Origin of the sequence: Allobosea sp. UNC402CLCol, from assembly GCF_000745475.1 — a bacterium.
Classification (GTDB): domain Bacteria; phylum Pseudomonadota; class Alphaproteobacteria; order Rhizobiales; family Beijerinckiaceae; genus Allobosea; species Allobosea spartocytisi.
This window is the reverse complement of record NZ_JQJJ01000009.1, coordinates 530,905-552,028: the sequence shown is the minus strand read 5'-3', so window position 1 is coordinate 552,028 and position 21,124 is coordinate 530,905. Positions and strand designations below refer to the sequence as shown.

At 67.7% G+C, this 21,124-nt stretch carries 19 protein-coding genes; 8 read left to right on the top strand and 11 right to left on the bottom strand.

Features of this window, described 5'->3' with window-relative positions; translation table 11 throughout:
* Window positions 1-19 precede the first annotated feature (19 nt).
* The 4 genes from GY40_RS09855 (at window position 20) to GY40_RS09835 (ending at window position 3,659) form a co-directional block, all read left to right on the top strand.
* Entirely contained in the window at window positions 20-1,099 is a 1,080-nt protein-coding gene (locus tag GY40_RS09855; RefSeq protein ID WP_038361332.1) for a BMP family ABC transporter substrate-binding protein, read from the top strand.
* Window positions 1,100-1,414: 315 nt separating this feature from the next.
* A complete protein-coding gene (locus tag GY40_RS09845; protein ID WP_162737742.1) occupies window positions 1,415-1,744 on the top strand; it encodes an HU family DNA-binding protein in 330 nt (109 codons plus the stop codon).
* An 81-nt stretch (window positions 1,745-1,825) separates the two neighbouring features.
* The gene (locus tag GY40_RS09840; RefSeq protein ID WP_038361326.1) at window positions 1,826-3,001 is read left to right on the top strand and encodes a vWA domain-containing protein; all 1,176 of its coding nucleotides are present in this window, start codon (window positions 1,826-1,828) and stop codon (window positions 2,999-3,001) included.
* A gap of 55 nt (window positions 3,002-3,056) precedes the next feature.
* Window positions 3,057-3,659 (top strand): hypothetical protein, encoded by a 603-nt coding sequence (locus GY40_RS09835; RefSeq protein WP_156115915.1) that lies wholly within the window; start codon window positions 3,057-3,059, stop codon window positions 3,657-3,659.
* Between the two features lie 36 nt (window positions 3,660-3,695).
* Here GY40_RS09835 and GY40_RS09830 read toward each other — a convergent pair whose 3' ends face one another.
* The 3 genes from GY40_RS09830 to GY40_RS09820 form a co-directional block, all read right to left on the bottom strand.
* On the bottom strand, window positions 3,696-4,124 hold the full coding sequence (locus GY40_RS09830; RefSeq protein WP_038361322.1) for a universal stress protein: 429 nt from the start codon (window positions 4,122-4,124) through the stop codon (window positions 3,696-3,698).
* Window positions 4,125-4,246: 122 nt separating this feature from the next.
* Complete coding sequence (locus GY40_RS09825) at window positions 4,247-4,567, bottom strand: 2Fe-2S iron-sulfur cluster-binding protein (RefSeq protein WP_038361320.1); 321 nt, start codon at window positions 4,565-4,567, stop codon at window positions 4,247-4,249.
* A 106-nt stretch (window positions 4,568-4,673) separates the two neighbouring features.
* Window positions 4,674-5,012 carry an Hpt domain-containing protein gene (locus tag GY40_RS09820; RefSeq protein WP_038361318.1) on the bottom strand — a complete coding sequence of 113 codons (339 nt, stop codon included), beginning with the start codon at window positions 5,010-5,012 and terminating at the stop codon, window positions 4,674-4,676.
* A 259-nt stretch (window positions 5,013-5,271) separates the two neighbouring features.
* Here GY40_RS09820 and GY40_RS09815 point away from each other — a divergent pair, with 259 nt between their 5' ends.
* Window positions 5,272-11,298, top strand: coding sequence for an apolipoprotein A-IV repeat region-like domain-containing protein (locus GY40_RS09815; RefSeq protein WP_081925292.1), 6,027 nt, complete (start codon window positions 5,272-5,274; stop codon window positions 11,296-11,298).
* A 131-nt stretch (window positions 11,299-11,429) separates the two neighbouring features.
* Window positions 11,430-11,978 carry a TY-Chap domain-containing protein gene (locus GY40_RS26550; RefSeq protein ID WP_051987728.1) on the top strand — a complete coding sequence of 183 codons (549 nt, stop codon included), beginning with the start codon at window positions 11,430-11,432 and terminating at the stop codon, window positions 11,976-11,978.
* A 9-nt stretch (window positions 11,979-11,987) separates the two neighbouring features.
* Here the strand turns inward: GY40_RS26550 and GY40_RS09805 are convergent, their stop codons facing one another.
* The 4 genes from GY40_RS09805 to GY40_RS09790 all read right to left on the bottom strand — a co-directional run bounded on the left by GY40_RS09805 (window position 11,988) and on the right by GY40_RS09790 (window position 15,739).
* Window positions 11,988-12,587: an ABC-type transport auxiliary lipoprotein family protein gene (locus GY40_RS09805; RefSeq protein WP_038361316.1), complete on the bottom strand. Its 600-nt coding sequence runs from the start codon at window positions 12,585-12,587 to the stop codon at window positions 11,988-11,990.
* 3 nt (window positions 12,588-12,590) lie between these two features.
* Window positions 12,591-13,733, bottom strand: a complete 1,143-nt coding sequence (locus tag GY40_RS09800; protein WP_038361315.1) for an MlaD family protein — start codon at window positions 13,731-13,733, stop codon at window positions 12,591-12,593.
* Window positions 13,734-13,736: 3 nt separating this feature from the next.
* Window positions 13,737-14,459: an ATP-binding cassette domain-containing protein gene (locus GY40_RS09795; RefSeq protein ID WP_051987853.1), complete on the bottom strand. Its 723-nt coding sequence runs from the start codon at window positions 14,457-14,459 to the stop codon at window positions 13,737-13,739.
* Between the two features lie 134 nt (window positions 14,460-14,593).
* Window positions 14,594-15,739, bottom strand: coding sequence for an ABC transporter permease (locus GY40_RS09790; RefSeq protein ID WP_038361314.1), 1,146 nt, complete (start codon window positions 15,737-15,739; stop codon window positions 14,594-14,596).
* 284 nt (window positions 15,740-16,023) lie between these two features.
* Here GY40_RS09790 and GY40_RS26545 point away from each other — a divergent pair, with 284 nt between their 5' ends.
* A complete protein-coding gene (locus GY40_RS26545) occupies window positions 16,024-16,887 on the top strand; it encodes a hypothetical protein (protein WP_051987727.1) in 864 nt (287 codons plus the stop codon).
* A 10-nt stretch (window positions 16,888-16,897) separates the two neighbouring features.
* Here the strand turns inward: GY40_RS26545 and GY40_RS09780 are convergent, their stop codons facing one another.
* From GY40_RS09780 to GY40_RS09770, 3 genes are read right to left on the bottom strand one after another with little or no spacing between them, the layout of a single operon-like run.
* Window positions 16,898-17,770, bottom strand: a complete 873-nt coding sequence (locus GY40_RS09780) for an ABC transporter permease (protein WP_038361312.1) — start codon at window positions 17,768-17,770, stop codon at window positions 16,898-16,900.
* Window positions 17,767-18,528 carry an ABC transporter ATP-binding protein gene (locus GY40_RS09775; protein WP_051987852.1) on the bottom strand — a complete coding sequence of 254 codons (762 nt, stop codon included), beginning with the start codon at window positions 18,526-18,528 and terminating at the stop codon, window positions 17,767-17,769. The genes GY40_RS09780 and GY40_RS09775 overlap by 4 nt, the downstream gene beginning before the upstream one ends.
* 35 nt (window positions 18,529-18,563) lie before the next feature.
* A complete protein-coding gene (locus tag GY40_RS09770) occupies window positions 18,564-19,595 on the bottom strand; it encodes an ABC transporter substrate-binding protein (RefSeq protein WP_081925290.1) in 1,032 nt (343 codons plus the stop codon).
* 140 nt (window positions 19,596-19,735) lie between these two features.
* Between GY40_RS09770 and GY40_RS09765 the strand changes: the two genes are divergently transcribed.
* Complete coding sequence (locus GY40_RS09765) at window positions 19,736-20,536, top strand: creatininase family protein (RefSeq protein WP_038362422.1); 801 nt, start codon at window positions 19,736-19,738, stop codon at window positions 20,534-20,536.
* Window positions 20,537-20,601: 65 nt separating this feature from the next.
* On the opposite strand, the gene soxR is transcribed toward GY40_RS09765, so the two are convergent.
* On the bottom strand, window positions 20,602-21,057 hold the full coding sequence (gene soxR / locus GY40_RS09760) for a redox-sensitive transcriptional activator SoxR (protein WP_038361308.1): 456 nt from the start codon (window positions 21,055-21,057) through the stop codon (window positions 20,602-20,604).
* Between the last annotated feature and the right edge of the window lie 67 nt (window positions 21,058-21,124).

Genomic DNA, 21,124 nt, shown 5'->3' with positions numbered 1-21,124 from the left:
ACGGGGAGTTCATAGGACCATGACCAGCATCATCACCCGCCGCCGGCTGACCTTCGGCGCCGCCGCGGCCTCGACGCTACCGCTGTTGGGCCGTGGCGCCTCGGCGCAGGCCCCGCTCGGCGTGGGCTTCGTCTATGTCGGCCCCATCGGCGACCATGGCTACACCTGGACGCATGATCAGGGCCGCCTCGCGATCGAGAAGGAATATGGCTCGAAAATCAAGACGAGCTTCCTCGAGAACGTCGCCGAAGGCCCTGATGCCGCCCGCGCCATCCGCCAGCTCGCCCAGGCCGGCAACCAGCTGATCTTCTCGACCTCCTTCGGCTTCATGAACCCGACGATCCAGGTCGCCAAGCAGTTCCCGAAGATCCATTTCGAGCACGCCACGGGCTATATGCGCGCCGAAAACGTCGCGACCTATGATGCGCGCTTCTATGAGGGCCGCGCCGTGATCGGCACCATCGCCGGCCACATGTCGAAGACCGGCCAGGCGGGCTATGTCGCCTCCTTCCCGATCCCGGAAGTGGTGATGGGCATCAACGCCTTCCATCTGGCCGCGCGCAAGGTGAACCCGAACTTCAAGACCAAGGTCGTCTGGTGCTCGACCTGGTACGACCCGGCCAAGGAAGCCGACGCCGCCAAGGCGCTGATCGACCAGGGCGCCGACATGATCACCCAGCACACCGACTCTGCCGCCCCGCTCCAGGCGGCCGAGCAGCGCGGCGTCTACGCCTTTGGCCAGGCCTCGGACATGAAGGCCTTCGCGCCCAAGGCGCATCTCTCGGCCATCGTCGACGACTGGTCGGGCTACTACATCAAGCGCGTCAAGGAGACGATGGACGGCACCTGGAAGACCGGAGCGGTCTGGGGCGGCATCAAGGACGGCTTCGTCAAGCTCGCGCCCTATAACGACGCGATCACGCCGGCTGCCCGCGCCGCTGCCGACGCGGTCCAGGCGGGCATCGTCTCCGGCAAGCTCCACCCCTTCACCGGCGAGCTCAAGGACCAGAAGGGCGAAATCCGCGTCAAGGCCGGCGAGACGGCCTCCGACGAGATCCTCTCCAAGATGGACTGGTACGTCGACGGCGTGCAGGCCTAGAGCCGGAGCAGGATTCTCGCGAAAAACCGGTTCCCGCTTTTTCGCATCCTGCTCTGAGCCGCATCGATGGCGGCGGGCGCAGCGTTGCGCGCCGCCATCTGCAACCGAATCGGGGGCACGATTCTGCGGGCTCGCTCCCCCTCTTCTCGGTTCCCGCACCCGCGAAAAGCCCAAAAATCCAGCTTCTTTCGGCGGAACGAAGCCGTTTCCTGTGCGTATCTACGGCCGCGGGCATCGTCTTTCCACGATAACCGTGGCAACTGCGTGAGTTGCGCGCCGCGAATATCTCCGCGGTCGCTCGTGTCGGAAACGGGCATGAACGACCCAGATCCAGCACGCGACGCCTATAACACCCTTCTCAAGGAGGATTTCATGACCAAGAACGAACTGATCGCCGCGATCGCCGAAGAGACCGGGAAGACGAAGGCCGATGTCTCCGCCATTCTGGCCTCCCTCGGCGCGACCGTCGCCAAGACCCTGAAGGGCGGCGACGACGTCACGCTCGGCGGCATCGGCAAGCTCTCCGCGGCCAAGCGCGAAGCCCGCGAGGCCCGCAACCCCTCGACCGGCGCCACCATCAAGGTTCCGGCCAAGACCGTCGTGAAGTTCAAGGTCACCAAGGACCTCGCCGACGCGGTGGCGTAAAGCCATCCATCGGGATCGAGCGGTGTCCGTGCAAGCGCGGACACCGCTTGACCTCGTGCTCCATGCCCGCACAGTAGCGGCATGTTCCTTCGCCTCTTCACCGATCTGCGCGCCGCCAAGGTCCCGGTGACCTTGCGCGAGTATCTGACGCTGCTCGAAGGGGTGGAGGCCGATCTCGCCGAGCACAGCGTCGACGAGTTCTACTATCTCGCCCGCGCCACGCTGGTGAAGGACGAGCGCCATCTCGACAGGTTCGATCAGGTCTTCGCCCAGGTCTTCCAGGGCATGGAGACGCTCCAGCAGGCGATCGAGCAGGCCGGCATCCCGGAGGAATGGCTCCGCAAGCTCGCCGAGAAGTTCCTCACCGACGAAGAGAAGGCCCAGATCGAGGCTCTCGGCTGGGACAAGCTCTGGGAGACGCTGAAGCAGCGCCTCGAAGAGCAGAAGGGCCGCCATCAGGGCGGCAACAAATGGATCGGCACCGGCGGCACCTCGCCTTACGGCGCCTATGGCTACAACCCCGAAGGGGTGCGTATCGGCCAGGACACAAACCGCAATTTCCGGGCGGTGAAAGTCTGGGACAAGCGCGACTTCAAGGATTTCGACGACACGCGCGAGCTCGGCGTGCGCAACCTGCGCATCGCGCTGAGGCGCCTGCGCCGCTTCGCCCGCACGGGTGCAGCCGAAGAGCTCGACCTCGACAACACGATCACGGAGACGGCCAGACACGGCTATCTCGACGTCAAGCTGCGCCCTGAGCGCCACAACACCGTGAAGGTGCTGCTCTTCCTGGATGTCGGCGGCTCGATGGACTGGCATGTCGAGCTGGCCGAGGAGCTGTTCTCGGCGGCCCGGGCCGAGTTCAAGCATTTCGAGCATTTCTACTTCCACAACTGTCCCTATGAGCGGGTCTGGAAGGAGAACCGCCGCCGCCACGAGCAGCAGATCCCGACCTGGGAGGTGCTGCGGACCTATCCCGGCGACTACCGTCTCGTCTTCGTCGGCGACGCCTCGATGAGCCCTTACGAGATCGCGATGCCCGGTGGTTCCGTCGAGCACTGGAACGAGGAGGCGGGGCAGGTCTGGATGGAGCGATTGACGACGAAGTTCCCGAAATCGGTCTGGCTCAACCCGGTCCAGCAGCATCTGTGGAACTACACCCAGTCGATCCGGCAGATCGGCGGGCTGATGGGCGGGCGCATGTTCCCGCTGACGCTCGATGGCCTCGACGGCGCGATGAAGGTGCTGGCGCGCTGAGCCGAGACGATTGGCCGGCTTCCCTTGACGGGCATAGTTGCTCTATCTGCCGCCCATGACCGAGCACCCTGACGACAACCCTGCCCCGAGCTGGCGCCAGCGCCCGAAGCCGGTCGGCTTCGAGATCGCCTACAAGCTCGACGGCGACTTTCTGGAGATCGACAGGACCAGGGCGGTCGACCGGCTGCGGCTGAGCGCCGTCGAGCAGGTGCGCTACGTGTTCGCCCCCGGCAACATCTCCTCCAAAGGCTACAAGACCCAGCTGCGGCTCAGCGACGGCAGGACCGTCACCTTCGGCAACCTCTCCTGGCGTTCGCTGACCGATCTCGATCGCGACGACGCCCGCTATCACCGTTTCGTCTCGGCGCTGGCGGCCGCGATCACGCGCGCCAATCCGAAAGCCCGCTTCGTCGGCGGCCGGCCGGGGCCGATCTGGCTCGGGGTCGCGGCCGTCGGCGCGCTCTCGCTGGCGATGATCGCGTATTTCGCGCTGCATGCCTTCCAGCAAGGCCAGACCAGCGCGGCGCTGCTCGCGCTGCTGCTGCTGGCGGCGTCCTACTGGCAGGTCTGGCCGCTGATCTCGCTCAACCGGCCGCGCGAACTCGCGACCGGCGAGGTGCCGGACGATCTCGTGCCGGGGCGCGAGCCGAAGGCCTGAGGTCCGGCCGCCGCAACGCTGCGGCCGGAATGCGGCTCAGGCCTGGCGCACCACCAGCACCGAGCACTTGGCGCGGCGCACGATCGCCGAGGCATTCGAGCCGATGACATAGGCCAGCATGCCCGGTTCGTGCGAGCCGATGACGATGAGGTCGATGCCGCCGGCATCGGCCTCGGCCAGCACCTCGCCATGCACGGAACCGATCAGCACCTTGGCCGAAACCTGCTCCGCCGGAAGATCGACCTTCGCGGCGATCTCGGCGAGCTTGGCCTCGGCATCCTGCTGCTGCTCGGTGTCGAAATCGCTCGGCACGAACTCCATGTAGGTGACCGGGATCAGCGAGCGGACATAAACCAGCCGCACCGAACCGCCGGAGGCCTTGGCGAAGGAGACCGCTGCGTCGATCGCCGGCCTGGCGAGTTCCGCCTCGGCCAGATCGACGGGGACCATGATCGACTTGTACATCGCGAACTCCTCAAGGCTGGTTGCGATACCATTGTGGAGTTTGCCAGCGCCGGCGCATTGATCCAACGCAAATCGCGCATGGGGCGCGGCACGAGGCGCGGGCGACCGCCGCGCCGGTTTCGCTAGCCCTGCCGCTCGGGCGTGCGGACCACGAGGCCGTCGAGTTCGGGGCGGATGCGGATCTGGCAGGAGAGGCGCGAGTTCGGCCGGACGTCGAAGGCGAAGTCCAGCATGTCCTCCTCCATCGGCTCGGGCTGGCCGACCTTCGGCATCCAGGCCTCGTCGACATAGACATGGCAGGTCGCGCAGGCGCAGGCGCCGCCGCATTCGGCCTCGATGCCGGGGACCTCGTTGCGGATCGCCGTTTCCATCACGGTCGCGCCGACCTCGCCCTCGACGGTGCGGCTCTCCCCATGGGCATCGATATAGGTGATGTTCGGCATGTCCTGTCTCCGGCGCGCCCGCGCTCGGCCTCGCGCGGGCATGACGCTTGCTCGCTTAGAGGATTTCCAGCTCGCGCGAAACGGCGGCGATGCGCCGGCGGCCTGCTCAGGCCGCGCAGTCGCAGCGGCAGATCACGGCGCGCGCCTCGGCGGCGGCCAGCGTCAGCGCATCCATCGCGGCTTCCGTGGGGTGCTTGTCGCCCTGACCGAGGCCCTGCTCGATCCGGTCGGCCGCCTCGGCGACCTGCCAGGCGCCCACCGCGAGGGCAGCGCCCTTCAGGCTGTGGGCCGCGTCCAGGCGCGCCTTTGGATCGGCGCTGCCATGGATGGTGCGCAGATGCGTGGCGCATTGCTGGGCAAAGAGCGTGAGCAGCTCGCGCTCGAGTTCACGGTCGCCGCCGGTCTGGCGGGACAGATGCTCGGTATCGATTGCCTTCTGGGACATGGTAAAACTCGTGAACGCAGTGACATCGACCGGCCGCACGGGCAAATCGACCCCTTTCAAGAAGCGCCTTGATGGTGAACGAGGCGTTAACGACGTTTGTGAATCAGGCACTCAAATGGGTTTCCAAGGCTCCGGGCCTCCACTACCCTTCCAATTGGTAAATGATGGGCGCAGTGTCTCCATTCATCCGGCCAGAGGCGGTCCGGATGGCGGAGCATGAGTTCGCGACCATCTTCAGTAGCGTGGCGAGGCGGCAACGATGAATCGACCCAAGAAGCTCCAGGATCCCACTGAAGCTGCGATGTCGGCGATCGAGGAGGCCCTGCGCCTCGAACAGCCGCAGGGTGAGACGGAAACTCCGGTCGAGGCCGAGCCGCGCCTGCCCACCACCAGCGAAAGCGATCTGAAGCTGGACATGCCGCGCGTCGAGCCGGCCGCCATCCCGGTCACCGCGCCTCCGGCGGCAACGGCGCAGCCCCAGCAAGCGGCCCCGCCGCCGCGCGCCGCCATCGCCCCGGATACGAGCCGCGTCGCCAATGACGATCGGCGCGATTCCAGCTCGCTCGTCCAGGCCTTCTCCGTCCGCCCCTCGCGCAGGCCCTACTGGTTCGCCGGCCTGGCCTCGCTCGCCTGGCTGGGCGGCGCCGCCTTCGTCCTGCTCGGCCGCTACGGCTCCTTCAGCAATGGCCTGCCGGAGCCCGTCGCCGCCTTCGGCATCGGCGAATGGACCCTGCTCGCGCTCTCGATCGGCGCGCCGGTCGTGTTCTTCTTCGTCCTGGCGGCGCTCTACCGCCGCACGCAGGAGATGCGCCTGATTTCGCGCGCGATGACCGAAGTCGCGCTGCGCCTGGCCGAGCCGGAGGTGGCCGGCGCCGATTCCGTCCTGTCGCTGAGCCAGACCATCCGCCGCGAGGTCGCCGCCATGGGCGACGGCATCGAGCGTGCGGTCGCACGCGCCGGTGAGCTCGAAACCATCGTCCGCGGCGAAATCTCGACGCTGGAACGCGCCTATGCCGACAACGAGATCCGCCTGCGCTCGCTCATCGACGAGCTGGTGACGCAGCGCGAGGCCGTGGTCGGCAATGCCGAGCGCGTCAAGCTCGCCATCAGCGGCGCTCATGAGGGCATCGCCAGGGATCTCGACGGCGCCAGCCGCACCATCGCCGAGGCGATCGCGCAGGCCGGCGACCGCGTCACCGGCTCGCTCGGCACGAAGGGCGACCAGATCACCCAGGCGCTCGGCCGCGCCGGCGAACGGATGATCGAGGAGATCAGCGGCCGCAGCCACGATCTCGTCGAGCGCTTGCAGGTCACCTCGGGCGAAGTCTCCGAGCGCCTCGCCGGCGCCAGCGACAACCTCTCGACCATGCTCGACGGTCGCGCCAAGGAAATCGCGGGCTCGCTGGAAAAGACCGGCGTCGCCCTCACCCAGGGCCTCACGAACGAGGCGCAGAACGTCACCCGCGCGATCAGCGAGACCGGCATGCAGGTCGCGGAAACGCTGACCGCCCGCGTCGAGACCGTCAACGAGACGCTGAAGACCACCGGCGAGACCCTCGCCAAGGACATCTCCGCCCGCGGCGTCGAGGCGGCCGAGCGCTTCGAGGTCAGCAGCCGCAGCATGGTCTCGCTGATCGAGAGCCAGAGCGAGGCCCTGCAGCAGCGGCTGGCGGAATCCGGCGAGGCGCTGCGCAGCGTGCTTTCCGCCGAGGGCGAGAGCGTCACGGTGCGCCTCACCGAGGTCGGGCGCGGCGTCAACAGCCTGCTCAGCCGGCAGAACGAAGCCATCACCTCGCGCCTCAACGAGGTCGGCGAGAGCGTCCACAGCCTCATCGGCACCCATGGCGACGCGCTGGTCAGCCGTCTCAACGAAACCGTCCGGTCGGTCGACGACGTGCTGCGCGAGCGCGGCGAGGCGATCATCCTGCGCGTCAGCGACGCCAGCGAGACGCTGGGCTCCACCGTCGACAAGCATGGCGACACGCTGACCCACCGCATCACCGAGGTCGCCGACCGGGTGAACGGCCTCTTCAACGAGCAAGGCGGGAAACTGGTCACGCGCCTCAACGAGACCGGCGAAGCCGTCCATAGCCTGCTCGACGAGCAGGCCAGTGCACTGGTCGGGCGCGTCTCCGGCGCGGGGCGCGATCTCGCCCAGCTCGTCGGCGAGCAGAGCGACAGCGTCGTCGCCCGTGTCTCGGGTGCCGGCGCCGATGTGGCGCGGTTGCTCGAGGAGCGCAGCGAGTCGCTGGTCTCCAGCGTGTCCGGCGCGGTCAATGCCGTCGAAACCCGCCTGCGCGACGAGAGCGAGATCCTGGTCAGCCGCCTCGCCCAGGCGGGCCACGATGTCAGCCGCATCGTCGGCCAGGAAAGCGAGCGCATGATCTCCGGCCTGTCGGAGACCGGCGAGCGTGTCAGCGCCCTGCTCGAGGAGCAGACGGGCGCGATGACCGTGAAGGTTTCGCAGGCCGGGCTCGAGATCAAGGATCTGCTCGGCAACGAGAGCCAGCTCGTCGCCAGCCGCATCGCGGATGTCGGCCGCTCGGTCCACGGCATCCTCTCCGAGCGCAGCGGCGCCCTCATCAGCCGCCTCGCCGAAACCGGCGAAAGCATCGACCAGAAGCTGGACGAGCGCGGGCTGGCGCTGGCTGGCCGCATCACCGACGCGGTCGAGGGCGCGCGCGTGGCGCTGGAGCAGCAGCAGACCGGCTTCCTCGCCAGCGTCAGCGAAACCAGCGAGAAGGTCGGCCAGCTGCTCGGCGAGCACCGCGAGGCGACGGTTCGCGGTCTCGTCGACACCGGCCGCGAGGTCCACACGCTGCTCGGCGAGCAGAGCGAGGAACTGGCGCGCCGCATGACGGAAGCGACCCGCACCCTCACCGAGACGATCAATGTCGATGGCCGCCATGTCGCCGACCGTGTCGTCGAGGCGACGCAGGGCCTGCGCGACACCTTCACCGTCCACGCCGAGGATGCGCGCACCATGCTCGCCGGCACCGGCCGCGAGATCGTGCTCGCCCTCACCCAGCAGGGCGGGCGCGTCAACGAGGCGCTCTCCGCCAACGCCCAGTCGATGCTGCGCTCGGTCGAGGACCGCGCGCAGGCGCTGACCGAGGCGCTGGCGACCCGCCACGACGCGCTGACCAAGCTCTTCGACGAGCGCGGCAACGAGCTCGTCCTGGCGCTGACCGACCAGAACGGACGCGTCGGCGAGGCCCTCGCGGCCAGCGCCGACTCGATGCTGCGCTCCGTCGAAGGCCGCGCCCAGGCGCTGGCCGACGCGCTGGCCAGCCGCCATGACGCGCTCAACCGCCTCTTCGACGAGCGCGGGCACGAGATGGAGACGGCGATCGGCATGCGCCTCGCCTCGCTCTCGCATCTCTTCGACAGCCAGGGCCGCGAGGTCGAGGAGAACCTCGCCGCGCGCCTCAACGCCTTCGAGGATCTCATCGTCCATCAGGGCGGCTCGCTCACGGCCAAGATCTCGGGCGATGCGCGCGAGCTCACCGAGGCGCTCAACACCGGCATCGCGCAGGTCGAGAAGCTGATCTCGCAGGACGGCGTCTCGCTGGCCGACAAGGTCGGCACCCGCGCCCTGGAGGCGGCCAGCCTCCTCGCCGAGCGCACCCGCGAGGCGGCGGATTCCATGGAGGGCCAGATCAAGCTGTTCGAGGAGCGCTCCGGCGCCAAGAGCGCCGAGATCGCCGGCGCGCTCGACAGCCTGATCGCCCGCATCGACGGCAGCCTCGGCTCGCGCGCCACCGCCCTCAACGAGGCGCTGGTCGAGCGCACGGTCGACATCGCCCGCGTGCTGGCGGAAGGCGGACGCGAGGTCACCCGCGCCCTGGCCGCCAAGGCGGACGAGATCGGCGAGGTCGTCACCTCCAAGAGCGAGTCGCTCACCCGCACCCTCAGCGACAAGGCCGACACGATCAACGCCACGCTCGGCGGCCGCGCGCTGCAGATCGCCGATACGCTCGACCAGAGCGTGGCGCGCTTCGAGGAGCGCGTGGTGGGCCGGCTCGACACCGTGTCGCAGACGCTCGACACGCGCGGCGAGGAGATCGCGTCGACCCTGCAGGGCCGTTCGGAGTTCATCGCCGCCTTGCTCAGCGAGCGTGCACAGGAACTGCGCGCCCTCTTCGAGCATAACGGCAACGGTGTGGTTTCCACGCTGACGGAGCAGAGCGAGGCGATCGCCGCCGCGCTCAACGAACGTGCCGAGCAGCTCCGGACGCTGTTCGACGATCGCGGGCTCGGCATCGTCGCCGCGCTCGGACGCCGGGGCGACGCCATCTCCAACGCGCTCGACCAGCGCAGCGAGCAGCTGCGTGTCCTCTTCGAGGGCAAGGGCGGCGATGTCGTCGAGGCGCTCGGCCGCCAGGGCGAGGCCATCTCCGGCGCGCTCGACGAGCGGACCGCGGCGCTAAGCGCCCTCTTCGATGCCAAGGGCAGCGGCATGGTCGAAGCGCTCGACGAGCGTGGCCAGGCTCTGGCCGCCGCCTTCACCGCCGCCGGCGAGACGGTGGTGCGGGCGCTGGAGCACCGCGGCAATGCCTTCGTCGCAGGTCTGCGCGACCGCGGCGCGGCGATCTCCAATGCGATCGAGACATCGTCCAATGCGCTGCGCGAGACGCTCGAATCCGGCTCGCGTCAGTCGATCGACGCGCTGGTCGGCACCAATGAGCAGTTGCGCGACGAGCTGGGCGGCATGCTGGGCCGCCTCGGCGAGGCCAACAAGCTGATGCAGCAGATCGTCAACGGCGCGAACAAGAATCTGGCCGCCGTCGAGAACAGCCTGTCGACCCGCGTCGGCGAGTTGCAGACCGTGATCAGCACGGTGATGGATGAGGCCAACCGCGCCTCGCAGCAGGTCACCGCGCAGATCGCCGACCTCAAGGACTACTCCGAAGGCACGCTGCGCGAGACGACCGCCCTCGTCGCCAAGCTCGACGACAAGGGCGCCTCGCTCGGCGAGGTCACCCAGGCCAGCAGCGCGGCGCTCAACGCCGTGGTCGGCCGGCTCGAGCAGGTCGAGGCCCGCGTCGGCAAGGCGCTCGCCGAGCGGCGCGATTCGCTGGAGGAGCTGCACGCTCTGATCAGCGGGCGCACCGAGGATGTCGAGGCGATCACCCGCTCCTTCGCCTCGCTGATCGACGAATCGCTCGGCACCGCGGAGGCGCGCGCACGCCAGATCGGCGCCGTGCTCTCCGACTCGGCCGAGGCGACGACCAGCGCCATCGCTCAGCAGTTCGAGACGATCCGTTCCGCGACCAGCAAGGAACGCGAGCGGACGGCCGAGGCGCTGCGCGCGGCCTATGCCCAGGTCACGACCGAGATCGACGGCGAGCTCTCGAAGGTGACCGACCGCTTCCAGAAGGCGGCGCAGGACATGCGCGGCGTCACGGTCGACATCCAGCGCGAGCTGGAAACCACCCGCGCCGAGCTGAAGCGCGGCGTCCTCGAGCTGCCGCAGGAGACGCAGGAATCGGCCTCGGCGATGCGCCGGGTCGTTGCCGAACAGATCAAGGCGCTGAACGATCTCACCGAGATCGTGACCCGTTCCGGCCGGCGCGGCGACGTCTCGCTGCCGATCGAGCAGGCCCCGCCGCGCCGAGCCGCCGCCCCTGTGGTTTCCGCTCCGGCCGCGGCCCAGCCGGCCCCGGTCTATACGGCTCCGGCGCAGCCCAAGCCTCCAGCGGCTGAAGGCCCTGCGCTGCGCCCGTCGCTCGACGCCGCGCCGGAACCGACGCCCAGCGCGCCGCCTGCCCGGGCCGAGAGCCGCGTCGAGGCCAAGCCTGCGCCGCGCCCCGCGCCGGTTCAGGAGGCGCCGCGCCGCGCGCCCGAACCGCAGCAGCCGGCCAAGGCCGGCTGGCTCTCGGACCTGCTGGTCCGCGCCTCCCGCGACGACAAGGCGCCAGAGGTGAGCAAGCCGACGACGCATTCGATCGAGAAGCTCGATTCGCTCTCCGTCGACATCGCGCGGATGATCGACCATGACGCGGCCGTCGAGCTGTGGGACCGCTACAAGCGCGGCGAGCGCAACGTCTTCACCCGCCGGCTCTACACCCTGCAGGGCCAGCAGACCTTCGACGAGATCCGCCGCAAGTATCGGCGCGACATGGAGTTCCGCGAGACGGTCGATCGCTACATCGACGAGTTCGAGCGGCTGCTCGGCGAAGCGTCCAAGGACGACCGGGACTCGATGGTGGCGAAGACCTACCTCACCTCGGAGACGGGCAAGGTCTACACCATGCTGGCCCATGCCAGCGGGCGCTTCGAGTAAGGAACGGCGCTCCTCGCGGAGACGATGAAGGCCGCCCTTTCCGGGCGGCCTTTTTCATTCACGTCGATCCAGGGGGACAGCGGCCGCGGCCTGCGCCATAGTTGCCGCGATTTGTTCAGGAGGGGACGGCCGTGCGGCATCGTCGCTCGCTCAAAACGGCACTCGCCTTGGCCTCTGCCCTTTTCGCCTCGGCCGTCGATGGTCGAGAGAGCGATCATCTCGCCGCCTTCCTCTCCACCTATCACTGCGAGATCGTCGGCCGGCTCGGCCAGATCCATGCCAACTCGAACCGGAAAGCCCGCTACATCATCCTGGCGGACACGAGCCAGCCGGAGCATTATGTGCAATGCCTGTTCATCGAAGACGACGCGCGCATGCTGTGCGAAGTGGCGTCGGGCTTCTACCTGACCAAACCCGAGGAGAACCGGATCAGGATCGTCTCGCCGCAGGGCCTCTCCGCCCTGGAGCGGCTCGGCTTCTCGGGCGACGCCACGAAAGGCAATTTCCAAGCCTTCGTCAGCACCGCGACAGCCGCCGATTTTTCTGCCGTCGCCGATCTTATGCTGACGGCGCTGTACCGCGGCTATGAGAAGCGCCGGCCTCCGAGGCTGGAGATCGACGCGCCACTCGGCCCGGGCGGGCGGGTGATGCGGGAGCAGTGCCCACCACCGGTATCGTGAGCGCAGATATCAGCGCGCCCAGCGGACGATGTCGACCAGCACCTGCGACAGGGCGCGGTCGAGGGCTTGCGCCGCGCCCGGCCCATCCACCGCCGCGGCCGGAACACGCGCCGAGAACAGCTTCGCGCGCTGGATTCGGCCGCTCGTGTCGCCGACAATCTTGGCGGTGATCTCGACGACGGCCGTGCCCGACGCCGCGTCGATGTTGAAGCTGCGGATATCGGTCACGAGCTGGACGGTCGGCGTGATGCCCTGCCCCGGCGCGGAGACCGAGCCGATGCGGCTGGCGTTCTCGAAAGTCTGGATCAGCCGGGTCTGCACGAGCGCCGGCACCTGATCGGCCCATTGCGCCCCACCCAGGAAGGAAAGCGCGCCGCCCGAATCCTTGACGATGACCCGGTCCGAATCCAGCGCCTGCACGGCGGTCGGCCGCGCGACCACCATCGTGGCATGCGAGCCGCCGACGCGCCCGAAGCCGCTCGGGGCCGTCAGGTCGAAGGTCGTCGGCGTCTGGCCGCCGCCGCACCCTGCCAGGGCGAGCCCGGCGGAGAGCGCCAGCACGCTCAGGCAGCGGCGGGCCATGGCGGTCTGGGGAACCTCGATCGTCATCGGCTAGCGCGATCCGTTGTATTGCGGGAGCGGCGGCTTGCCGCCGAAGATGAGTTGCTGCGGGTTACGTTCGAAATTCCGGAGCGTGCGATTGAGTTCCGTCAGCACGCGTTTGGCCTCCGAGACCGTGGAATCGACATTGCGCAACCCCGAACCGGTGAAGCGGTTGATTCCGACCGTGATCTCCGCCGTGCGCGCGTCGAGATTGTCGGCCAGCACGCGGATCGACTTCGCGGCGTCGGCGACCTCGTTCAGCGCGCTGCGGCCGTCGGGGCCCGAAGCCGTGTTCAGGAAGGCCTGTGCCCCCTTCAGCACGCCCTCGACCTGATCAGCCGCGCGATTGAGCTTCGCGGTGATCGAGGCGACATCCTTCACCGCCTTGCCGACATCCTCGCTGGAGCCGCCGAGCGCGCCGGTGAACTTGTCGACATTGTCGACGATGCTCGCGACCTTCTTCCGGTCCACGGATTGAACGACGCCGGTCAACTCCTCGCTGAGCGATTGCAGCTTCTGCGACAGCGGCTGGATGGTGTCGGCGATGTTGCCGAAGCCGGCCATCAGCTTGTCGAGCCCGTCGGAGTTCTTGCCGAGCGCCTCCGAGAATTTCTCGACATTGCGGACCGTGTTGTTGATCGGCTCGCGGTTCTGCTTGATCAGGCCGTCCAGCGAGGTCAGGACACCGTCCGCGCGCTGGGCGACGTTGCGAACGGTCTCGATGATGTCCTGCAGTTCCGAACGTTCGGCGATGATCGTCGCCATCGGCTCGCCGGGCTTGGCCTTCAGGACCGGCGCGTCGGGCGCGCCGCCGATGAGCTGAAGCGCGACGACGCCCGCAAGCCCCTGGGCTTCGATGCGCGCGCGTGTGTCTTCCCGGATGGGCGTGGTCGCGGCAACCTGGATGACGGCGTAGATCCGGCGCGGATCATCGGGCTGAAGCTCGATGCTCGTCACCTCGCCGACGCGCAAACCGTTGAACAGCACGCTCGAGCCGCGCCCGAGGCCCGTGACCGATCCGGTGAAGATCACGCGGATGTTGTCCTTGCGCCCGGCGCCGCCGCTGTTGAACCAGTAGACGAAGCCGAAGGCCGCAGCGAGCACCGCGAGGGTAAAAAGGCCGACGAGAGCGTAGTTCGCGCGCGATTCCATGGACTAGCCGTTCCGCTCTCGTTTCCCGGACGGTTGCCGGGCCGTGGCGCGCTCACCGCCGAAATAGGCCTTCAGCCAGGGATGGTCGGATTCCAGCATCGTCTCCAGCGTTCCGACCGCAATCACCTTCTTGTCCGCCAGCGCGGCGATTCGGTCGCAGGCATCATATAGACTGTCGAGATCGTGGGTCACCATGAAGACGGTGAGGCCGAGCGTCTGCTTCAGCGTCATGATGAGATCGTCGAACTCGGCCGCGCCGATCGGGTCGAGGCCGGAGGTCGGCTCGTCGAGGAAGACGATCTCGGGATCGAGCGCGAGTGCGCGAGCGAGCGCAGCGCGCTTGATCATGCCGCCCGAGAGCTCGGATGGCACCTTGTCCGCCGCATCGGGCGGGAGGCCGACGAGATCGAGCTTCACCATGGCCAGCTCGTCGAGCAGGTCCGGCGAGAGCTTGAGATATTCCCGCATCGGGACCTGGATGTTCTGCTTGACGGTCAGGGCCGAGAACAGGGCGCCCTGCTGGAACATCACGCCGAAGCGACGCTCCAGCACGCGGCGCTGCGACGCGTTGAGCTTGTCGACGTTCTCGCCGAAGACCTCGATGGTGCCGCGCTGCTTGCGCACCAGGCCGAGGATCGTCCGGGTCAGCACCGATTTGCCCTGGCCGGAACCGCCGACGAAACCGAGGATCTCGCCGCGCATCACGTCCAGGTTGAGGCCATCCATGATGACCTTGTCACCGAAGGCGACCTTGAGATCGCGCACCCGGATGACGGCGTCCGGCTCGCCCCGCCGGCCGGGTTCGCCCTCATGTCCGCGCCGGGCGGCCACCACGCGGGAGATCTCGTGCTCGCCCATCGTCAGAACTCGATCGAGGCGAAGAACATGGCGAAAAGCCCGTCGACGACGATGACCATGAAGATCGCCTTGACCACCGAGGCCGTGACCTGTCGGCCCAGCGATTCCGCCGAGCCCTTGACCGCCAGCCCTTCGATCGAGGCGATGAGCCCGATGACGAAGGCCATGAAAGGCGCCTTGATCAGGCCGACGGCGAAATGCTTCCAGGTGATGACCGATTGGAGCCGGGCCAGGAAGGTGTCGACGCCGATGCCGCCATAGAGCCAGGCGACGAGACCCGCGCCGGTCAGACCCGCCATCGATGAGATGAAGGTCAGGATCGGCAGCGAGATCACCAGCGCCAGGATGCGCGGCACCACCAGCACCTCGATCGGATCAAGCCCCATCACGCGCAGCGCGTCGATCTCCTCGCGCATCTTCATCGAGCCGATCTCGGCGGTGAAGGCCGAGCCCGAGCGGCCGGCGATCATGATCGAGGTCAGGAGAACCGAAAGCTCGCGCAGGATGAGGATGCCGGTCAGGTTCACGACGAAGGCCGTCGCGCCGAACTGCTGGAGCTGAAAGATACCCTGCTGCGCGACGATGCAGCCGACCAGGAAGGAGATCAGCATGATGATCGGCGCGCCGTTGAAGGCGATCAGCTCGACCTGATTGACCAGCGAGGGGCCGCGGAACTTGCGCGGCCCGAGCAGCACGGCGACCGAGCCGACCACCACCTCGCCGAGGAACATGGCGCCGCCGACCATGTCGCGGCCGAAACGGATGATGGCCTCGCCGACATTGGCGAGCACGCTGACCACACTGAAATGGTCCGGATGCAGCGGCACGTCCTCGTCATGGACCTTGACCTCGGCGAGCAGGATGCCGTGCTCGGGCCTGCGGCTGACGATCTCGACGGAGGCGCCCTGCCGCTCCTGCCGCGATTTCAGGCGGTTCAGGACATAGGCGCCGAGCGTGTCGAGCCGGGTCACGTCCGACAGGTCGAGGCGCGCATGCGCCGCTTGCGGCATGCGTCCGGCGATCTCGCCGATCAGCTTCTCCAGCCGCGGCGCCCGGTCCGCGCTCCAGGACCCGGCCAGCGCGACTGCGAGCGTTCCGGCATCATCGCGGAAAATCGCCTGAGGCTCGGCGGTGTCAACGCTCGGCATATGCCCGTGATGTCCCTCACCCGGCCGAGCGGCACTCCTGCCGTTTCGGCGTCGCTCAGCGTCGGAATCCACCCCTTTGCCTTGTATTGCCGCGCCGGGGACGCTTGGCAAGCCGGACAGCCCCCGTGCGGCATTACGCCGGAGGAGCGTTGCCGAAGCGCCATAGCATGGAACCCCGCCTGCCCGCCGAAGCAGCAATTCCTTAAGAAATCGTCGCGCAATCTTGCCCCGTTCACGTTGCGGCCGTCACTGATTCGGCCGTCTCTTGCGAAGGCAGACCGGTCATGAGCGATGCCCGCTCCCTGACACCGCTGAGCCAAACCGACTTCGACGCCATCGAGGCGGCGGTGATGGAGACGTCGCGCGGCCGCTGGTTCATGGCCGAATACGCCAAGCGCAACCGGCAGGCGGACACCGCTCAGCTCCTGACCGCGATCGGCCGGATCGAGCGCGTCGTCGGCCTCGGCGTGCAGGAGACCAGCCGGGATGCCAGCCTGATCGAAGCCGCCGCCCTGATCAGCGACCTGCGCATCGATCTCGAACGGATCAGCGGCAGGTCCCAGGAACGCGCCTCCGGCCTCGCCATGCAGATCGAAACGGCCGCCGGCCGCATTCTGGGTGCGACGGAGAACATCCAGGAGGTCGCCTGGACGCTGCGCGAGGCCGGCGCCGAGGATCATCTCTGCGACAGGCTCGACCAACATGCCGCGGATATCTCGCAGGCCGTCAGCCTCGTCGATGGCGTCGTCCAGCGCATCGACAAGATCGCGGACACCATCGCCATGCTCGATTCGAGCCTGCGCGCCTTCGGCGAGATCACGCGCGATCCGAGCCCGCATTACCTGACGGCGACGGAACTGGCTGGCCTGTCTCCCCGGCCGGCACGGGCGAGCGAAGACAGCGTCGCGGACAGCCGTTTCGGCACCGCAAGCAGCGACCAAACGCAGCCGCATAGTCTCGACGACGTGGCCAGCACCGAAAAGCGGATCGGAACGATCGATCTGCTGGACGACGACCTCGTCTTCTCCCAGGCCGAAACCGCCCCTCAGGCGCCCGCGCGCATGCAGGCCGCCGCCGCTCCGTCCGAAGCGGCGCTGCGCGAGATCGATGCGCTGCCGGCCGAGCGCAAGCTCGCCTATTTCGTCTGAGCCGGAACGCTCAATTCTCCCGCCGCAACGCGGTTTCGTGCCAGCGGCGCAGCAGGAGATGCGAGATCAGGCTCGTGGCGAGGAAGATCGCGACTCCCGACAGCGAGATCATCGCCAGCGCCGCGAAGACCCGCGGGATCTTGAGCTGGTAGCCGGCCTCGAGGATGCGATAGGCCAGCCCCGAGGCATTGCCGCCTGTGCCGGCGACGAACTCGGCGACGACCGCGCCGATCAAAGCGAGGCCGCCCGACACTTTCAGCCCCGCCAGGAAATAAGGCAGCGCCGCCGGCAGCTTGAGATAGCGCAAGGTCTGCCAGCGGCTGGCGCCATAGAGCTCGAACAGATTGACGAGGTTGTGGTCGGCCGCGCTCAAGCCCAGGATCGTGTTCGACAGGATCGGGAAGAAGGCGACGATCCAGGCGCAGATCAGCAGCGACAGGTCGATGTCATCAGCCCAGATGATGATCAGCGGCGCGATGGCGACGATCGGCGTCACCTGCAGCACGATCGCATAGGGCAGGAGCGCCATTTCCAGCCATTTCGACTGGCTGAACAGCACCGCCAGCGCCACGCCGATAAGGATGGCTGCCGCGAGCGCCAGGAAGGTGATGCGCAACGTCACCCAGAGCGAGGCGGAGAGCGTCGCCCAATCCTCGACCAGGGTCCGGCCGACAAGCAGCGGTCCGGGCAGGACATAGGGCGGGACGTCGTTCCAGCGGACGGCCAGCTCCCAGAGCGCCAGCACCAGAACGCCGATGACCAGCGGCGCGAGGATGCGGGGCCAGATGCTGACCGGCAAACCGAGGAAGCGGGGCTCGGCCGGAACCGGCAGAGCCTCGGCAGCGGCAGCCTCGCGCGCCAGGGTATCCTCAGGCGCGCTCATGGGCCGATCGCTTCCTTGAGTTTGCCGGAAGCGATGCGGCAGAGATGGGCATATTCGCCGGAGGTGCGGAAGAGGTCGTCGCGCGGATAGGCGGCGTCGACCGGCAGATCGGCGATGATGCGACCGGGCCGGGCCGCCATCACCACGATGCGCTGCGAGAGATAGACCGACTCGAAGACCGAATGGGTGACGAAGACGGCCGTGAAGCGCTCTTGCGCCCAGAGCGCCAGCAAATCGTCGTTGAGGCGATGGCGGGTGATCTCGTCGAGCGCGGCGAAGGGCTCGTCCATCAGCAGGATGCGTGGCCGCATCACCAGGGCGCGGGCGATCGAGACGCGCATCTTCATGCCGCCGGAGAGTTCGCGCGGATAGGATGTCTCGAAGCCCTTCAGCCCGACGAGAGCGAGCATCGCGGCGGCACGCTGCTCCGCTTCCGCCCGCGGCAACCTCTGCAAGGTCAGCGGCAGCATGACGTTGGCGAGCGCATTCGCCCAGGGCATCAGCGTCGGATCCTGGAAGACGAAGCCGAGATCGCGCCCAGGCCCGGTCGCCTTTTCGTCGCGACCCGGCCAGGCGATCGTCCCTGCGCTCGGCGCGCCCAGGCCCGCGATCATGCGCAGCAGGGTCGACTTCCCGCAGCCGGAGGGGCCGAGCAGGCTGACGAACTCCCCGGCGGCGAGATCGAGATCGACGTCGCGCACGGCGAGCGTCCCGTTGCCGAAGCGCTTCGAGACCCCGCGCAATGCGACGAGAGGCATGGTGGCCTCGTCCAAAACCGATCGACCCGCGACGCTCAGGGCTTGCCCACGCCCTTGTTGATGAAGTCGAGCGTATAGGTCTTCTTCACATCGACGCCGGCCGGGAAGACGCCGACATCGGCCATGGTCTTATAGAAGCTGGCCCAGCGCGCATCGGTCATGGCGCCGACGCCGAGCGCCAGCGCATCGCCCGACAGGACGATACCGTTCTCATTCAGGACCTTGACGGCGTAGTCGATCTTCTCCTGATCCATGTCGGGATTGTCCTTCAGGATCAGCGCGTTGGCGGCGGCATTCTCGGGGCCGGCCTTCATGTATTGCGCCCAGCCCTCCAGCGTCGCGGTGACGAAGCGCTGGACCAGATCCTTCTTCGTCTCCATCAGCTTGCGCGAGACGTTGATCGTCGTGTTGTAGGCGTCGAAGCCATTGTCGGCGAGCAGATGCACCACCGGTTTCACCCCGGCCTTCTGGATGGCGAAGGGCTCGGAGGACAAGAAGCCCTGCTGCGAAATCCGCTTGTCGGCCAGGAAGGGCGCCATGCTGAAGGTGTAGGGGCGGATCTGATCGTCGGTGTAGCCGAATTTCGCGCGCAGGAAGGGCCAGAAGGCAGTGCGTGCCTCGGTGCCGATCAGGATCGGCTTGCCCTTCAGGGCCGCGAGCGAGTCATTGCCCTGGTTCGGATGCGAGATCAGGACCTGCGGGTCCTTCTGGAAGATCGAGGCGATGGCCAGGAAGGGGATGTTCTCCTGGGCGAAGCGCACCGCCTCGAAGCTGGTCGACATCGTCATGTCGACGCGACCGCCGAGCAGGAGCTGCGACGGGTTCTGCTGCGGGCCGCCCTGCCGGATCTCGGCGTCAATGCCGTATTTCTTGTAGATGCCGTTGGCGAGCGCGAGATAGAAGCCGCCATGCTCGGCCTGGGCGCGCCAGTTGGTCTGGAAGCTCACCTTGTCGAGCGTCTGCGCGTTGACCCGCGCGCCCGGCACCGGCACCAGCACGGAAGCGGCGGAGCCGCCGATGAGGCCGAGCGCGGCGCGCCGGTCCAGGCGATATCTCATCATCGTCATGTTCGGAACTCCCCCACGGCGGACCCGGCAATCTCTGGCCTTGTGCCCTTATGCCATGCGATAGCATGGCAGGAAATCGCAACACCGCCTCGCGGCAGGCGGCTTCGCGACATCCGCAACCCGCGATCGGCAGGCCGAGCATGACCGCACGCTTCTGGGGCGATCTCAAGAGCTCCGATTTCGCCGCACTGCCGCGCGAGAGCACCGTCGCGGTCCTGCCACTGGCGGCGATCGAGCAGCACGGCCCGCATCTGCCGGTCTCGACCGACACCACCATCATGAACGGCATGCTGGCCGAGGCGATGCCGCTGGTCGGCGCGGACGTCGAGGTGCTGGTGCTGCCGACGCTGGCCGTCGGCAAATCGAACGAACACCTGCGTTCGCCGGGCACGCTGACCATCGGCTGGGAGAGCGCTGTCCGCTCCTGGATCGAGATCGGCGAGAGCGTGAAGCGGGCGGGCTTTCGCAAGCTCGTGCTGCTGACCTCCCATGGCGGCAATGTCGACCCGATGAAGATCGCCGCGCGTGAATTGCGCGTCGCGCACGGCATGCTCGCTGTGACGAGCGCCTGGATGTCCTTCGGTCTGCCGGACGGGCTCTTTGCCGATCTCGATATCCGCCATGGCATTCATGGCGGCGATGTCGAGACCGCGCTGATGCTGCATTTCCGGCCGGACCTCGTCGATATGAGCAAGGCCGAACGCTTCGAGCCGCTGATGCTGCCGATGGCGGATGAGGGTTATCGCTGGCTGAGGCCGACCGGCCCGCATGCCTTCGCCTGGATGGCTCAGGACGTGCACCCCGCAGGCGTGGCGGGCGATGCCAGCCTCGCCACGGCCGAGAAAGGCAAGGCGACCGCCGCGCTGCAGGCCAAGGGCTTTGCCGAGCTGATGGCCGACGTGGCGCGCTTCCCGCTGGAGAGGCTACACAAGGCGGACTAAATCTTTGGGCTGTTCATCGGCTTCTCCCGAAAACCGCGCTCCGCTTTTCGGGCCGAAGCTCTGGCTCAGTCCGGATCGAGCAGGCGCGCGCCCGTCCCCTCCTCCGCCAGCCTGTCCCAGGGATTGCGCAGCGGGCAGTCCTTCACCGAAAGGCAGCCGCAGCCGATGCAGCCGTTGAGGTGATCGCGCAATCGCGTCAGCCGCTCGATGCGCCGATCAAGCTCCGCCTTCCAGGCCGTGGACAGGCGCTTCCAGTCGGCCACGGTCGGCGTGCGCCCCTGCGGCAGTGCCTTGAAGGCCTCGCGGATCGTCTTGAGCGGCATGCCGGCGCGCTGCGCCACCTTGATGATCGCGACACGGCGCAGCACCTCGCGCGGATAGCGGCGCTGGTTGCCGGCCGTGCGGTGGCTGCTGATCAACCCTTCCGCCTCGTAGAAATGCAGTGCCGAGACGGCGAGCCCGCTGCGGCGCGCGACCTCGCCGACGCTCAATTCCATGGGCAGGCGCTGCGGCACATCCATCGCACGCCCCTCCGTTTTCGGCGCTTGACCTTAACCTTAGTTGAGGTTCTATAAGCCTCGCTCCCGT

What these genes read in the sequence shown, in the direction of transcription:
- GY40_RS09820 (WP_038361318.1), bottom strand. Translation starts at nt 5,012, where the DNA reads ATGTCCCAGAAGGCAATCGATACCGAGCATCTGTCCCGCCAGACCGGC.
- GY40_RS26545 (WP_051987727.1), top strand. Translation starts at nt 16,024, where the DNA reads ATGAGCGATGCCCGCTCCCTGACACCGCTGAGCCAAACCGACTTCGAC.
- GY40_RS09835 (WP_156115915.1), top strand. Translation starts at nt 3,057, where the DNA reads ATGACCGAGCACCCTGACGACAACCCTGCCCCGAGCTGGCGCCAGCGC.
- GY40_RS09790 (WP_038361314.1), bottom strand. Translation starts at nt 15,739, where the DNA reads ATGCCGAGCGTTGACACCGCCGAGCCTCAGGCGATTTTCCGCGATGAT.
- GY40_RS09800 (WP_038361315.1), bottom strand. Translation starts at nt 13,733, where the DNA reads ATGGAATCGCGCGCGAACTACGCTCTCGTCGGCCTTTTTACCCTCGCG.
- GY40_RS09840 (WP_038361326.1), top strand. Translation starts at nt 1,826, where the DNA reads ATGTTCCTTCGCCTCTTCACCGATCTGCGCGCCGCCAAGGTCCCGGTG.
- soxR (WP_038361308.1), bottom strand. Translation starts at nt 21,057, where the DNA reads ATGGATGTGCCGCAGCGCCTGCCCATGGAATTGAGCGTCGGCGAGGTC.
- GY40_RS09775 (WP_051987852.1), bottom strand. Translation starts at nt 18,528, where the DNA reads ATGCCTCTCGTCGCATTGCGCGGGGTCTCGAAGCGCTTCGGCAACGGG.
- GY40_RS09770 (WP_081925290.1), bottom strand. Translation starts at nt 19,595, where the DNA reads ATGACGATGATGAGATATCGCCTGGACCGGCGCGCCGCGCTCGGCCTC.
- GY40_RS09765 (WP_038362422.1), top strand. Translation starts at nt 19,736, where the DNA reads ATGACCGCACGCTTCTGGGGCGATCTCAAGAGCTCCGATTTCGCCGCA.
- GY40_RS09795 (WP_051987853.1), bottom strand. Translation starts at nt 14,459, where the DNA reads ATGGATGGCCTCAACCTGGACGTGATGCGCGGCGAGATCCTCGGTTTC.
- GY40_RS09825 (WP_038361320.1), bottom strand. Translation starts at nt 4,567, where the DNA reads ATGCCGAACATCACCTATATCGATGCCCATGGGGAGAGCCGCACCGTC.
- GY40_RS09815 (WP_081925292.1), top strand. Translation starts at nt 5,272, where the DNA reads ATGAATCGACCCAAGAAGCTCCAGGATCCCACTGAAGCTGCGATGTCG.
- GY40_RS09805 (WP_038361316.1), bottom strand. Translation starts at nt 12,587, where the DNA reads ATGACGATCGAGGTTCCCCAGACCGCCATGGCCCGCCGCTGCCTGAGC.
- GY40_RS09780 (WP_038361312.1), bottom strand. Translation starts at nt 17,770, where the DNA reads ATGAGCGCGCCTGAGGATACCCTGGCGCGCGAGGCTGCCGCTGCCGAG.
- GY40_RS09845 (WP_162737742.1), top strand. Translation starts at nt 1,415, where the DNA reads ATGAACGACCCAGATCCAGCACGCGACGCCTATAACACCCTTCTCAAG.
- GY40_RS09830 (WP_038361322.1), bottom strand. Translation starts at nt 4,124, where the DNA reads ATGTACAAGTCGATCATGGTCCCCGTCGATCTGGCCGAGGCGGAACTC.
- GY40_RS09855 (WP_038361332.1), top strand. Translation starts at nt 20, where the DNA reads ATGACCAGCATCATCACCCGCCGCCGGCTGACCTTCGGCGCCGCCGCG.